The 14,019-nt window shown below is 69.0% G+C and carries 13 protein-coding genes; all 13 read right to left on the reverse strand.

Annotated elements, in window-relative coordinates; translation table 11 throughout:
• Window positions 1-168 precede the first annotated feature (168 nt).
• A complete protein-coding gene (locus ABIC90_RS19960) occupies window positions 169-2,097 on the reverse strand; it encodes a LamG-like jellyroll fold domain-containing protein (protein ID WP_354357089.1) in 1,929 nt (642 codons plus the stop codon).
• Between the two features lie 322 nt (window positions 2,098-2,419).
• On the reverse strand, window positions 2,420-3,319 hold the full coding sequence (locus ABIC90_RS19965) for a 5'-nucleotidase (protein WP_354357091.1): 900 nt from the start codon (window positions 3,317-3,319) through the stop codon (window positions 2,420-2,422).
• A 22-nt stretch (window positions 3,320-3,341) separates the two neighbouring features.
• Complete coding sequence (gene gspF, locus ABIC90_RS19970; protein WP_354357093.1) at window positions 3,342-4,580, reverse strand: type II secretion system inner membrane protein GspF; 1,239 nt, start codon at window positions 4,578-4,580, stop codon at window positions 3,342-3,344.
• A 17-nt stretch (window positions 4,581-4,597) separates the two neighbouring features.
• Window positions 4,598-5,989 carry a GspE/PulE family protein gene (locus ABIC90_RS19975; protein WP_354357095.1) on the reverse strand — a complete coding sequence of 464 codons (1,392 nt, stop codon included), beginning with the start codon at window positions 5,987-5,989 and terminating at the stop codon, window positions 4,598-4,600.
• A gap of 5 nt (window positions 5,990-5,994) precedes the next feature.
• Window positions 5,995-8,286 carry a type II secretion system secretin GspD gene (gene gspD, locus ABIC90_RS19980; RefSeq protein WP_354357097.1) on the reverse strand — a complete coding sequence of 764 codons (2,292 nt, stop codon included), beginning with the start codon at window positions 8,284-8,286 and terminating at the stop codon, window positions 5,995-5,997.
• A gap of 8 nt (window positions 8,287-8,294) precedes the next feature.
• Window positions 8,295-9,095, reverse strand: a complete 801-nt coding sequence (gene gspN, locus ABIC90_RS19985) for a type II secretion system protein N (RefSeq protein ID WP_354357099.1) — start codon at window positions 9,093-9,095, stop codon at window positions 8,295-8,297.
• Window positions 9,096-9,105: 10 nt separating this feature from the next.
• Entirely contained in the window at window positions 9,106-9,651 is a 546-nt protein-coding gene (gene gspM / locus ABIC90_RS19990) for a type II secretion system protein GspM (RefSeq protein ID WP_354357101.1), read from the reverse strand.
• Complete coding sequence (gene gspL / locus ABIC90_RS19995) at window positions 9,648-10,859, reverse strand: type II secretion system protein GspL (protein ID WP_354357103.1); 1,212 nt, start codon at window positions 10,857-10,859, stop codon at window positions 9,648-9,650. Before gspL ends, gspM begins: the two co-directional genes overlap by 4 nt.
• 126 nt (window positions 10,860-10,985) lie before the next feature.
• On the reverse strand, window positions 10,986-12,017 hold the full coding sequence (gspK, locus tag ABIC90_RS20000; protein WP_354357105.1) for a type II secretion system minor pseudopilin GspK: 1,032 nt from the start codon (window positions 12,015-12,017) through the stop codon (window positions 10,986-10,988).
• Window positions 12,014-12,700 (reverse strand): PulJ/GspJ family protein, encoded by a 687-nt coding sequence (locus ABIC90_RS20005; protein WP_354357107.1) that lies wholly within the window; start codon window positions 12,698-12,700, stop codon window positions 12,014-12,016. The genes gspK and ABIC90_RS20005 overlap by 4 nt, the downstream gene beginning before the upstream one ends.
• Complete coding sequence (gene gspI, locus ABIC90_RS20010) at window positions 12,700-13,089, reverse strand: type II secretion system minor pseudopilin GspI (RefSeq protein ID WP_354357109.1); 390 nt, start codon at window positions 13,087-13,089, stop codon at window positions 12,700-12,702. Before gspI ends, ABIC90_RS20005 begins: the two co-directional genes overlap by 1 nt.
• Window positions 13,086-13,559, reverse strand: a complete 474-nt coding sequence (locus ABIC90_RS20015; protein ID WP_354357111.1) for a prepilin-type N-terminal cleavage/methylation domain-containing protein — start codon at window positions 13,557-13,559, stop codon at window positions 13,086-13,088. The genes gspI and ABIC90_RS20015 overlap by 4 nt, the downstream gene beginning before the upstream one ends.
• Window positions 13,534-13,974, reverse strand: coding sequence for a type II secretion system major pseudopilin GspG (gene gspG / locus ABIC90_RS20020; RefSeq protein WP_354357113.1), 441 nt, complete (start codon window positions 13,972-13,974; stop codon window positions 13,534-13,536). Before gspG ends, ABIC90_RS20015 begins: the two co-directional genes overlap by 26 nt.
• Window positions 13,975-14,019 lie beyond the last annotated feature (45 nt).

Raw genomic sequence — 14,019 nt, forward strand, 5'->3', positions numbered from 1 at the left:
TCGTGGGAGTGCCCGCTCCGGGCAGTCCACCTAAGAAGCCGCCGCCGCCACCACCACCGCAAGCGGAAAGCGTGCAAGCCAGCACCAGCGCGGTCACGAGGCGAAGGGGCGATGAAAGAAGTCGCATGGGGTGATCCTTTGGGGGCGAGTTGTTGTTGCGGTGTGTGATCAGGGGGTAGTTGCCGAGAGCGGCTGCCCCGATGTGAAGACGTTCGTCAACTCTTCGGCGGTGAGCGCGCGGTTCCAGATGGCGAGGTCGTTGAAGTCCATGGCCCCACGCGGCGAACTCGTCTCGCGCTGGTAGTACTGGCCGGTGCCGTCTTCGTTCAGGCCGATGCCGTTCTTCAGGCCGCCGAGTTGCGCGACCAGCGCGCTCGTGAGCGTGGCGTTTCCGGTCTGCGTGCCGCGAGAGGCATCGAGTACATAGCCGCTGAGCTTGAGCTTCGCCTTGTCGACCACGACTGCCACATAGGCCCACTGGCCCGCGCTCAGGAGGTACCCGTTGCTGTCGGCGCGCGGACCGCCGGCGCCCACGTTGAAGCGGATCTCGCAGCTGTTGAAGAGACCGATGGCCAAGCCAGCGTTGGCGCCGCTGGTGTAGTTCTTGTTGGCGATGACCGAGGCGCCGTTGCTGACGCCCTGGCTGCAGGTGGCATCTGTGCGCAGCCAGAAACCGATGGTGAAGGCGCTCACGTTCGGATCGGCGGTCACGTCGCGGTTCTGCAGCAGCCGGTAGCCGGCCATGCCGCTCGCGCTCTTGACTCTGTTGTCCACGCGAAGGGCTTGGGCTCTATAGGGAGGCTGGAAGTTGTCGTCGGCGACCAGCGAACCACCGTCTGCCTCCGATGCCCAGGGTGTCAGTGTCGACGTTGCGTTGACGTCGATGGCCGGCAGCGCGTCGAGCGCGTAGAGGTTGATCAGGCCCACCTTCACATAGGCGATCTGCGCGGAGATCGAGACGCTGGCTTCGCCGACGACGACCGTGTACTGAAAGGCATAGAGGCCGTCGCTGGCCGCCTTCACTGGGTCGGTGTAGGTGGTGGCGCCTGCGGGGAGGGTAGCGATCGCCTTGCCGTCGCGCAGCACTTTCACCGGGCCGCTCAGTTCACCCGCGAGCGTCCACGAGAGTTCGATGCTGCCCTTGTCGGCGCTGGTGCGGGCCGCGAGCTTGTGCACTGCGGTAGCGGCCTGCAGCGCCTGTCCGTTGAAGTTGTATGCCTCCGATGGAGGCAACGCGCCCAGATGGCGCAGCACCGTGGGCGCGATGTCGGTCGCGGCCGCCAGTTGGAACAGGGCGTTGTCGGTCGGCGCGGCTGCACCGATGCCGGGCAGCGCGGCCAGTGTCTTGTTGCTGGCGATGAAGACCGTCCTGCTGTCGATGCCCTTCAGAGGGGTCACGCTGCCGAAGGCGTCGAGACCATGGCCCGTGGTGAGTATCACGAGCCAGTCTTCCCTGGCGTCGTTGGTTGTGCGTTGCGCGATGCGTGCGAGCAACTGGCCGATGGCGGCAGAAGTGTCGGACACGGCGCGCTCGTAGGCCTCGCTGCGCAGGCCGTTTGCTGCGGTGGCTGCGGGCGCGCCGTACTGCGCCACCAGCAGGTCGTAGCCTGCGTCAATGAGACGCGAGGTGTTCGCGGTCACGCAGGCGTCGGCGCCGGCGCAGTCGACCGCAGTGTCCAGCGTGCCGGTTTCCGACACTAGAAGACTCGGATAGAGCGCGTTGGCGGTGACCGATGCGGTCAGGTAGCCCGCGTCCTTCTTCTGCTTGGCGAATGCGAAGACCGAGGGCGCAAGCTTGGTGTCGATGCGCCGGTCCGGCGTGTCTGCGTGCACTGCGTGGCGCGCCACCCAGGTGCCGGTCAGCAGCGTGGCCCAGCCCGGGCCGTCGGTGGTGGGTTGCTCACTGAGCGCGCCGTCGGTGCCGCCGGTCCATGCAGGTGCGAGCTGAAGCGATTGCAGGGCCGGCACTTTCTTCTGTGCCATCGCATCGCGCAAGGTGGCGTGCGTGAGGCCGTCGATCTCGACGACGAGCGCTTTCGGGCCGCTCTTGCCTTGATTGACGCCGGGTGCGGGGGGATTGCTGCCAGCAGGCGGCACGCTGAAGACCGGAAACGATGAGCCACTACCCCCACCCCCGCCACAGGCGGCAAGCACAACGGAGGTGGCAACGGGCAGGAGCCATCGTAAATAAAAGCGCGAGGCGTGCAGGGGTGATGTGATCGGGCGCATCGGTTCAGCCGGTGGTCTGTCGTTCGGGTGATGAATACCGGCGCGACGAAAAAAAAGTGCCTCGAAGGCACCGCGCACCGGACAGACCGCAAGACTATGGAGAACGCGTTACGTCGCCATGAACAGGCGATGACAAAGCGAAGGCGCTGGCGTGACGAAGTGTGTCCCGCGCGCCCGGCGCTGATGCAACTCAGGGCTCGTTGCTGATGCCGCTGGACACATGCCCCGCAGGCACATGCTGCGAGGCCGCATCGACGTGACCGGTCTGGTCGTCGAAGAAGAAGTCGGGCTCGAACTCGCGCAGGAATTCGCCCTTGGGCAGGCCACCGAGGAACATCGCTTCGTCGACGCGGATGTTCCAGTTCATCAGCGTGCGGATCGCGCGCTCGTGCGCCGGTGCGCTGCGCGCGGTGACCAGTGCGGTGCGGATGCGCATCTGCGCGTTGCCCGCCATCTGCAGCCGGTGCAGCGCCATCAGCAGCGGCTTGAACGGACCCTCGGGCAGCGGCAGTTCGGCCTTGCTGAGTTCGTGCGCCTGGAAGGCGTCGAGTCCCTCGGCCTGGAACACGCGCTCGGCTTCGTCGGAGAACAGCACCGCATCGCCGTCGAAGGCAATGCGCACTTCGTTGGGCCAGGCGTCGCTGGCCTTCACCGATTCGACCAGCACCCGCGCGGCCGGAAAGCCCGCGCCCAGGGCCTCGCGCACGTCCTGCGCATTGACCGAGAGAAACAGGTGCGCGCGCAAGGGCCGCAGGTACCCGAAAGGCGGGCGGCCCTGCGTGAACACGCCGCGCTGAAGCTTGATGTCGGCCGCCGCGCTCGACTTGAAGATGCGCATGCCCGACACCGGATCGTTGCGCGAGAGGATCACCACCTCCACGCGCTGCACGCCGTCGTCGTTGAAGCGCAGGAGCTTGCGGATCAGCGAGTACGCGATGCCGGGCGCGGCCGGCACGTCGAGCCGGTCGAGCTGCAGCTTCATGTAGCCCTCGTTGTCGCCGGCCTCGAAGATCCTGTTTTCTTCCTCGAGGTTGAAGAGCGCGCGCGAGGAGATCGCGACCACGAGTTTGTCTTCGAGCGTGACGGGCATGTGCGGCGGTCCCTGGCTTGCGTTACTTGACGAACTGGTTCAGCTGGATGATCGGCAGCATCACCGCCAGCACGATCAGCATCACCACGCCGCCCATCGCCACGATGAGCAAGGGCTCCAGGATGGTCGCCAGGTGCATCGCACGGCGCTGCACTTCGGCGCCCAACTGGTTGGACGCGCGCTGCAGCATCAGCGGCAGCGTGCCGGTTTGTTCGCCCAGGCGCGCGAACATCGAGACCAGTCCGGGAAAACGCTTTTTCTGCGCCAGCGCCGAGGCCAGCGGCGCGCCTTCGCGCACCAGCACCAGCGCGTCGAGCGCATCGGCGCGCATGGCGCGGTTGCTCAGCGTTTCGGCGGCGGCCTGCAGTGCACGAAGGATGGGCACGCCGGCCGTGGCCAGCATGGCCAGCGTGCTGGCAAAGCGCGCCGCGTTGTAGCCGCGCGCGAGCTTGCCGACCAGCGGCAGCTTGAGCCACGCCGCATCGAACTTCAGGCGAAACGCTTCCTGCGCGAGCGCCATGCGCATGCCGACGGCGGCGAGCACCACGCCGCCCAGCATCCACCAGCCGTAGTTGCGCACGCCCGCGCTCAGCGACAGCATCACCGTGGTGAGAAAGGGCAGCGAACGCTTGGTGCCCGCGAACACCTGCGCCACCTGCGGCACCACGTAGCTCACGAGAAAGATCACGATCACGATCGCCACCAGCGTGACGATGGCCGGGTACAGTGCCGCGCCGATCAGCTTCTGCTGCAGCGCCTGGCGTTCTTCCAGGTCGTCGGCCAGGCGGTCGAGCACCAAGCCCAGGTTGCCGGTCTGCTCGCCGGCGCCGATCACGGCGGTGTAGATGGGCGAGAACTCGCGCGAATGCGCCGAGAGCGCACGCGCAAAAGGCGAACCCGCATTGACCTCGGCGCGCAGCGAGGCGACAAGGTTGCGCTGCGGCTCGGACTCGGCTTCGTCGGTGAGCGCGGTGAGCGCGCGTTCCAGCGGCAGGCCCGATGAGACGAGGCCCGCGAGCTGGCGCGTCCACACCGCCAGGCCCGTGGAATTGAAGACGCGCTTGCCGCCGCCCAGCCAGCGGCCAAGGCCGGTGCGCTCGCCGGTGCCGTTGACATGGTCGCTGCCGACCGGCGTGACCGACAGCGGAATCAGCGCCTGCGCGCGCAGGAGGCTGCGGGCGCTGCGCGCGGTGTCGGCCTCGAGCACGCCTTCGCGCGACTGGCCGCTGGCGTCGATGGCTTCGAAGGAATAGGCGGGCATGGGGGAGGGCCGGGTCGCTAGTCGCGGGTCACGCGCACGAGCTCGGCGCGCGAGGTGATGCCGGCCTGCACCAGCCGCTCGCCGTCTTCGCGCATCAGGCGCAGGCCGCCGCGCGCGCCGGCCTGCAGCAGTTCACTCTCGGCCGCCTTGCTGTGGATGAGGCCCTGCACGGTTTCGTCGGCCACCAGCAATTCGAAGATGCCGGTGCGGCCCTGGTAGCCCGTTTGCCCGCAGACGTCGCAGCCGGCGCCGGCGCAGGCCACGCACACCTTGCGCACGAGGCGCTGCGCGAGCACGCCCAGCAGCGACGAGCTCAAGAGGAAGGGCTCCACGCCCATGTCGGTCAGGCGCGTCACGGCGCTCACCGAGTCGTTGGTGTGCAGCGTCGCGAGCACCAAGTGGCCGGTGAGCGAAGCCTGGATGGCGATCTGCGCGGTTTCGAAGTCGCGGATTTCGCCGATCATGATCACGTCCGGGTCCTGTCGCAGGATGGCGCGCAGGGCCTTGGCGAAGGTGAGTTCGATCTTGGCGTTGATCTGCGTCTGGCCCACGCCCGGCAGCTCGTACTCGATCGGGTCTTCCACCGTCATGATGTTGCTGCGGCTGGCGTCCAGCCGGGCCAGCGCGGCATACAGCGTGGTGGTCTTGCCCGAGCCCGTGGGGCCGGTCACCAGGATGATGCCGTGGGGCTGCGTGATGAGCTTCTCGAAGCGCTCCAGGGTGTCGCCCTGCATGCCCACCGATTCGAGCGTGAGCTTGGATTCGCTCTTGTCCAGCAGACGCAGCACCGCGCGTTCGCCGTGGGCGCTGGGCAGCGTGGACACGCGGACATCCACCGCGCGCGTGCCGATGCGCAAGCTGATGCGCCCGTCCTGCGGCAGCCGTTTTTCGGAGATGTCCAGGTCGGCCATGATCTTCAGGCGCGAGATCAGCGCGGCGTGCAGTGCGCGGTTGGGCTGCACCACCTCGCGCAGCGTGCCGTCGATGCGAAAGCGCACGGAAGACGTGCGCTCGTAGGGCTCGATGTGGATGTCGCTGGCGCCGTCGCGCGCGGCCTGCGTGAGCAGCGCGTTGAGCATGCGGATGATGGGCGCATCGCCCGCGCTCGCCAGCAAGTCTTCGACCGCCGGCAGCTCCTGCATCATCCGCGAGAGGTCGGCGTCGTTCTGCACTTCGCTCACCACCGCGGCGGCGCTCGATTCGCCCTGCGCATAGGCCGCGCTGATGCGCTGAGCGAGCGCGCCGTCGGCCAGCACCTCGAAGGCCTGCACGCCGAACTTGCGCGCCACCTCGCCGACCGCGCTGCGTGCGGGGTGGCTGGACATCCACAGCGTGTAGCGGCCGTCGTCGGTGTGCTCCAGCAGCAGTTGCTGGCTGCGTGCGAACGCGTAGGGAAGCGGGTAGCGCATGGACATCAGGGCAGTTCGCGGGCGCTGACCGGGTCGGACGTGGGCGGCAGTGCGCCGCGCAGCGGGCTGGGCGCGAGGCGGCGGTTGTCGGCCGGCGCCTGGGGCTGCGGAATGAGCTGGGTGCCTTGTTCGCGCAGGCCCCCGGTGCGGGCGCTGTTGTTGGCGGTGCCCAGCGGCGGCGTTGCCGGCAGGATGGGCGCGGCGTCCACGTTGCGCAGCATCACGTTGTCGGTGTTGGGCTGCGCTGCCTGCTGCAGGCCGCGGATCTGGTCGTAGCGGTCGTAGGCGAAGGCTTCGGTGGCATTGGCGTCGCGCATCACGACCGGGCGCAGGAACATCATGAGGTTGTTCTTCTCGCGCTTGCGGGTCTCGTTCTTGAAGAGGTTGCCCACGATCGGAATGTCGCCGGCCAGCGGCACCTTCTCGATGGCGTTGCCGTAGGTGTCCGACAGCAGGCCGCCGAGCATGACGAGCCCGCCGTCTTCCACCAGCACGCTGGATTCGAGCGAGCGCTTGTTGGTGGTGGGGCCGTTCGGGTCGCTCGTGGTGCCCGCGGCGACGTTGGAGATCTCCTGGAAGATCTGCATCTTCACGGTGCCGTTCTCGTTGATGGTGGGGCGCACGCGCAGCGTGAGGCCCACGTCCTTGCGCTCCACCGTGGTGAACGGATTCACGCCCACCGAACCCGAGGTGCTGGCGTACGAGCCCGTGGGGAACGGCACGTTCTGGCCGATCACGATCTTGGCTTCTTCGTTGTCCAACGTCAGCAGGTTGGGCGTGGAGAGCACGTTGGCGTCGTTGTCGCTGCTGAAGAAATTGGCGATGGCGCCCAGGATGTACTGGCCGCCCACCTTGCCGGCAATGCCCAGGTTCAGGCCGGTGGGCAGGTTGATGCCGGCCGGGTTGCGCGTGGCAATGGCTTGCGTGAGGGTCAGCAGGTTCGCGCCGGTCAGGGTGGAGTTGGTGCCGATGACCGCGTTGTTGCCCAGCGCGCTCTGCCACTGCACGCCGAAGTTCGCGGCCTTGGTGGCGTTGACCTCGACGATGAGCGCTTCGATCATCACTTGCGCACGGCGGCCGTCGAGGCGGTCGATCACGGCGCGCATCTGGCGGTACTGCGGCTCGGGCGCGGTGATGATGAGCGAGTTGGTCGACGGGTCGGCCTGGATCTGGCCGCCGGTGGACGGCTGGTTGGCGTTGTTGAGCGGCGCATTGGCCGCCGGAGAGCCGCCTTGTCCGCTGCTGTTGTTCTGGCTGGCCTGCTGGAAGTTCTGCTGCTGTTGTGGCGCTGTGCCGCCGCCGGCGGCGCCCGGGGCGCCGGGCGTGGTGGACTGCTGGTTCGCCGCCATGGCGGCGCGCAGCGTGGCGGCCAGCCGCACCGCGTCGGCGTTCTTCAGGTAGACCACATAGATGTTGCCGGCGGCGCCGTTGCTGGTTTCCGCGGGCGGGCGGTCGAGCTTCTCGACCAGCGTGCGCACGAGCTGCACGCGCGCCGGGTTGGCCGCGCGCAGGATCAGCGAATTGCTGCGCGGATCGGCCAGCAGCGTGGTGCGGAACGACGCATCGACCGCGCCGGGCGCGGCACCCGGCGCAGCGCCCGAGCCGCTGCCGTCGATCAGCCGCTGCACTAGCGGCAGCATGTCGCTGGCGATCGAGTGCTTGAGCGGAATGACCTCGATGTCGGACGCGTTGGGCACGTCGAGCGCCGCGATGATGCGCGCCAATCGGCGCATGTTGTCGGCGTAGTCGGTGATCACCAGCGAGTTGTTGCCCGGGTTCACGTTGATGGTGTTGTTGGGCGGAATCAGCGGGCGCAGCACCGGCAGCAGGCTGTTGGGCGACTCGTAGTTCAGGCGGAAGATCTGCGTGACGATCTGGTTGCTGCCCGACGACGAGGTGGCGCCGATGGAGGTGTTCACGGTGCTGCTCTGCAGCTTGGCGTCGGCCTCGGGCACCACCTTGTAGAGGCCGTCGGCCTCCACCACCGCAAAGCCCTGCAGGCGCAGCGCCGAGGCGAACTGGTTGAAGGCGGCGGCCGGCTGGATGGCGCGGTCGGTGACCAGGTTCATCGTGCCCTTGACGCGCGGATCGACCACCACGTCGCGCCCGGTGACCACCGCCATGGTGCGGGCCACGGCCTCGATGTCGGCGTTGGAAAAGTTCAGCGTGATCGGCTCGCCGCGCCGCGGCGCTTCGCCGGTCTGCGCGAACACCGTGGGCGCCGCCTGCAGGAAGGTGGCGGCGATCAGCAGGCGCACGGCGAGTGCGACGGTGCCGGTCGAGAACAGTGGCTTCATGGTGAGGTTCAACCCAGGGTGATGATCGAGCGCGCGTTGTCGCGCCGCCCGATGATGTTCAACAAATTGGAAAGCGCGTCTTCGCGGCCGGGTGCGGCGCTGGCTTCGCCGTTGAAGCGGAACGCGGTGCCGTTCCAGCTGCCGCTGCCGTTCAGTTCGAGGCTGCCTGCGCGCGTGCTCAGCAGCAGCGTGGTGCTGTTGCCGCCTTCGAGCGTGAGCCGGTAGCTGCCCATGGGCCGCAGCGTCGACAGGCTGGACGAGACATCGGTGGCGTCCAGCGTCGCCTGGCCCGCGATGCGCAATGCGGGGCCGTCCCACTGCATCGAGAAGGCCTTGGTGGAGAGATCGAGTGCGCCTTCGAGCTTGAGCGTGTTCCAGGGCGCACCCAGGCCGGTGAGCAGCGTGGCAGGCCAGCGCGAGCGAGCGTCCTGCCAGTCCAGCCGCATGCCGCCGGCGCGCGGGCTGGCCTTGAGTTCGAGGGGGCTGGCGGCGCAGCAGGGCAGGTCGAGCGACGCGAACATGCCGCCCCAGCTCGGCCGGATGCGCCAGTTCAGCAGGCCGGGCAGCGACACCGCCTGGGCGCCGCCGGCACCGCTGGCGAACACCACGGCGGCGGCGCCGTTCCAGACCGTGCCGCGCGGATTGACCAGCAGCAGCCGGCCCTGGCTCCAGCCCGCGAGGGCCGAGGCCAGCCACCGCGCCGGCGCGAACAGCACCACGGTGAGCACCGCACCGATGGCGATGCCGACCACGGCCCAGCGCCAGCCGCGGCGGGGTTGGGACGCGGAGATCGAGGTGCGGGTCAGCATGCCGGGCTGTTCATCGGGGGGCGGGCAGGGCCATGACCACCGTGCCGTCCCAGCGCACCTGCGGGAGCTGCGGGGTGTCCTTGGCGCCGGGCGCCGATGGCGCTGCGGCCGACGCCGGGGCGCGGGTCAGATGCACTTCGCGCGGCACCGCGTGGGCATTGCCGCGCGCCTGCGCGAGCCACTGGGCGACCGTGCTGGCAGGCGCGGCGCGCAGCGTGACGGTGGCGCCGTCGCCGCCGGCCGTCATGAGCTGCGCGTTGCTCGCGCCCAGGCCTTCGCGCACCGAAACCTCCAGGGCGCGCATCGCGTCGTCGCGGGCGAGCCGGGGCTGCGACTGCAGCGCTTTGGCGCGGTTCTGCAAGGTGGCCATCTGCTGCAGTTGCGCATCGAGCTGCGCGTGTTCGGCCGGCGCCGTGGCCAGCGTGCGCAACGCGGGGGCCAGGGCCAGCCACCAGAGCAGGGCCAGCGCCACGAGGGCCATCGCCGCGCCCACCATCTGGCGTTCGCGCACCGCGAGTGCGGCCCAGCGGGCCTTGAGTTGTTCGCCGAAATTCATGGCTTGGCCTCCGCCTGCACCAGCAGCAGATCGCCCTCGGTGCGCACGCTGTAGCCGCGCGGCGCCATGGCGCCGGTGATCTGCGAGACCTCCGAGGGTTGCAGCCCCAGGCCGCGCAGGCGCAGCTGGCCGGCGTTGTAGTCGACGGCCGAGGGCGTGCGGCCCGGAGGCAGGTGGACGGCGAGCGCGCCGACCATGGGCTCGAAGTCGGTCGCGGCCACGTCGCCCACGGCCTGCTGGAGCGCGGCGACTTCGCGTGTCATCTGCAGCTGCGGATCGATGACGATCTTTACCGAGGGAAAGGTCTGGGTGAGGATGGTCTTGGCGGCCTGGCGCTTGGCGTCGAGCGCGCTGCGCTCCTTCCAGGCCCAGGCGTTGAGGCCGACGATCTGTGTGAGCACCAGCACGACCGCGCCCCATCGCGCCGCACGCCATTCAGGCGCGTAGCGCAGGGTCTGCAGCACCGACGCGAACTTTTTCCCGGCGCGTGCGCGGCCGGTGGCGGCCAGGTCGAACTGCGCGAGCTCCCAGGGCGTGCGCGCGGCGTTGAGCCAGCGCTGCGGCGCCTGCACGATGGGCACGCGGCGCTCGAGCAGGTGCTCGGCCGCTTCGGCGACGGCCGGTTCGGTGGTGATGACGGCAGTGTCGAGCGGGAGCGTGGTCGACAGCGCCAGCCCCGCGCCGGCCAGCGGCAGCGAGACCACGCCGTCGGCGTCACAGACGGTGAGCTGCGGTGCTTCGGGCTCGCCGGTGATCTGCAGCAGCGCCGGGCTGTCGGGCGGCTGCGGCGCGAATTCGGGAACGATGCGCACCACGCGGCGGCCGGACGCTTCGAGCCCTTGCACCACGCTGCGCAGCCAGATGCGGTTGCAGGCCGCAACCCACACCGGGCCGCCGGCCTTGGCGTCGGGTTCGAGCGCGAAGTGCAGGGCTTCGGGATCGTCGAGCAGGTGTTCTTCGAGCAGTCCGTCGAGCACCAGGCGCAGCTTCGACGCGCTGCCCATGCTGCCCTTGGGCAGCGTGACGCGGTGCCACGACAGCGCCGCCGACGGAATGCCGAGCGTGACTTCGTTGCCCGAGGGCAGGAGCGCCAGGAGTGCGCGGCCTTGGTTGCGCAATGCAATGCCGTCGTCGCCTGCCTGGGCCCAGTCGTACTCACTTCCGGCATCGGCCGGAGGGAGGGGGGCAATGAGCAGCAGCGGAGTCATGAGGATGTCGGAAAAGCCGGTGATTGTAGGTGGACGTCTTACAGATGCGTGCTATTGATTGAATAGCGTGAGCTATAGGTTTGACGGGCGAAATAAGGCTTTTTGATGACTATGTGCCAACCGCACTCAGGGTTTGGCCTGAGTGGTTGTTGCGCCGGCGCCGCGGGTGCGCCAGACGGTTGTCACCGTGACGCCGTTGCGCTGAAGCAAGGAATGCTCCTCGACCCAGGTGCGGTCCAGCCGAAGGCGCCCGTAGACCTCGAAGAACTGGGTGCCCACGCCGTGCTGCGCCGCATTGAACCGCGAGCCGCCGCTGGGCAGCCCGGCGTTGGCCTCGTCGATGGTCTTGAAGTAGGAGCGGGTGCGTTTTTCCACGAGTTGGCGTGCGGTGGCGATCGGCATGTTTTCCAGACTGGCGCTGATGGCCTCGGCGCTGGCGGTGTTGAGGTTGAGCGTGGTGCGCACCGGCAACACCGTGACGTAGGGCTCCAGGGCCGTGGCGGTCGAGGGCGACAGGCCGAGCCAGACCAGCTGCGACACCTCCTGCGGCATCAGCGGCGCGTTGCCGCCGTCGCCGCTGCCGGCGCTGATGCCGCTGCCGCCACCGGACGCCGCATCGGTGCTGGCCCCCTGTGCACTGATGAGCCCCGTGGTCATCTGGCTGAGCTCGGACGCCGGCAGCCCCAGCAGGCCGAACAGCCGGGTGAAGGTGGCAAGGCTGGCCGGCACCGGCTTGCCCGCATCGACCAGCGACAGCACGTTGAGCTTGGACTGTGCATCGACGATGCGGCCCGACAGAAAGGCATCGGGCAGGCCTTCGAGGTTGTCGCTCGCCACGTTCTTTTCGGCCGACAGGAAGCTGGTGAGCCGGGCCTCTTCGAGCGGCACGGCCCAGGGCTCGCCCAGGTGGTCGGGACCGCCGGAGCGGCCGTCTTCGCCGAGGATCAGGCGCGACCAGTCGAGCGCGCCGATCAGCACCCACGCCGCCTGTACCCGCGCGCGCTCGGCGCCTTCGACTTCGGCGGAGCGCCACTGCTGCCACAGCGCCGCGGCCGAGAAGGTGGCGACCAGCATCACGGTCAGCATGGCGGCGAGCAGCGCAGCGCCGGACTGGCGGCGTGTGCGTTTCGCGGCACGGGGCGTGGTGCGCGGGGTCATGACCGCGGCGCTCCCACGGTCGGCCTGACCCAGTCCCGCGTGAGCGTGCCCGAGAGGCCGTCGCCGGGCGGCAGGGTGAGCACGAGGCGCACGCCGTCGGGCATGTTGACGACCGGGCCGGCGGGGTTGGCCGGATTGGCCGGCGTGTTGGGGAGCGAACTCGCCGGCGCCCAGGTGTTCTCGCGGAAATAGAAGAGCTGCCAGCTGCTGGCCGGCATCAGCGCCAAGGCGGTGTCGCCGCCCGAAGGCGCGCCGCCGGTCTGCGCCCAGGCCGCCGCGAGATTCCAGGCCTGCTGCCAGTCGCCGCGCGTGCTGAAGGGCTGCGATTGCCAGCGCTGCCAGCGGACGTTGCCGTCGGCGTCGGGGCGCAGCGTCCAGGCCACCACCTGGATGGACGGTGCCGTCGGGTCGCTGCCGCGGCGCGTGAGACGCAGCACGCGGCCGTCCCAGTCGATGGGCCGGGTCTGCGCGATCGAGGCCACGGCGTCGAGGTCGGCGCCCCATTGGGCAAGCGTGGCCTGCAGCGTCAGGACAGCGTCGGCGCGCAGCTGGTTCTGCGTGGTCGCGCGCGACATGCTGTCCAGGCCGCGCCAGCTCACAAGCGAGAGCAAGGCCATGACCGCGATGGCCACCAGCAGCTCGATCAGCGTGAAGCCGTGCGTCTTTTTCTTCTGCATCGTCATCAGAAGCGGCCCACCACGGTCGAGACGCGCAGGATGGGCTCGTCGGCTTCGTTGCGCACCTGCACGTCGACGCGCCGGAAGTTCGGATTGAGCGTGGGCACCGTCGAGGTCGTCACGTTGAAAGAGATGCCGGCCTGCAGGCAGATCGAGCCGGAGTCGCCCACGGCCGGCATCTGCCGTGCGAGGCGGGCCTTGGCGAGTTCGTTCCCCGCGCACATGTCGGCCAATACCAGGTCGGACTGGCGCTGCGCATTGCGCGTGAGCGACATCGTGGCCTGCGAGCCGGCGGCCAGCGCGAGCGCGACGATGCCCAGCGCGATCAGCACTTCGATGAGCGTGAAGCCGCGGGCGGCCGGCGCCTTCTGGCGGTGTCGCGGCGGCGTCTTCATGGCACCGGCGAGACGGCGAAGGGCCGAAGGCCGTCGGTGGCAATGTGCAACGAGCGTGCGGGCGGGCCGGCGGAATAGAGGGTGATCTGCTGCGCCGCGATGATCGGGTCGGGGCCCAGCTGCAATGCGGGCACCTGCAAGCCGCTGCCGAGCGCGGCCTGCGCGGTGATGCCTTCGGCGACCCAGCCGCTGGGCAATGCATCGGGCGGAAGGCCGTCGAAGACGAAGCCGCCTTCCACAGGGCGCCATCGCACCGCGACGCCGCTGGCCCGCGACTGGGCACGGGCGGATTCGAGGAGGGCCGCGAGCCGGTCGGCCTCGCGGTCGAGCTTGGCGGTGTTGCTGTCGCGCATGGCAAAGCTCACACCGGCGGTAGCGATCGCGATGATCGCGATCACCACGATCAGCTCGAGCAGCGTGAAGCCGCGCGCGGTCCGGTTGCTGCTACTGCCAGCTGCCGATGTCGGCATTCTTGCCCTCGCCGCCGTTCTGTCCATCGGCGCCGAACGAGAGCACGTCGATTTCGCCCTTGATGCCCGGGTTCATGTACTGGTACGGGTGGCCCCAGGGGTCGTTGGGGAGCTTCTCCACATAGGGCTTCCAGTTCGGAGCGGCCGGGCCGACGGTCGGGCGGGTCAGCAGCGACTGCAGGCCCTGCTCGGCGGTGGGGTAGCGCTGGTTGTCCAGGCGGTACAGCTTGAGCGCCTGCATCAGGTTGTTGATGTCGGTGCGCGCGGCCGTCACGCGGGCGTCGTCGGCACGCTCGATCACGTTCGGCACGATCAGTGCGGCCAGCACGCCGATGATGACGAGCACCACCATGAGTTCGATCAGCGTGAAGCCGCGTTGGGCGGTGCGGGTGGCGGCACGAAGGAATTTGTTCATAGGTAGGGCGGACATGATTCGGAAAGCGCGCTGCATGATAATCCG

Source organism: Variovorax boronicumulans, from assembly GCF_040544675.1.
GTDB lineage: Bacteria > Pseudomonadota > Gammaproteobacteria > Burkholderiales > Burkholderiaceae_C > Variovorax > Variovorax boronicumulans_D.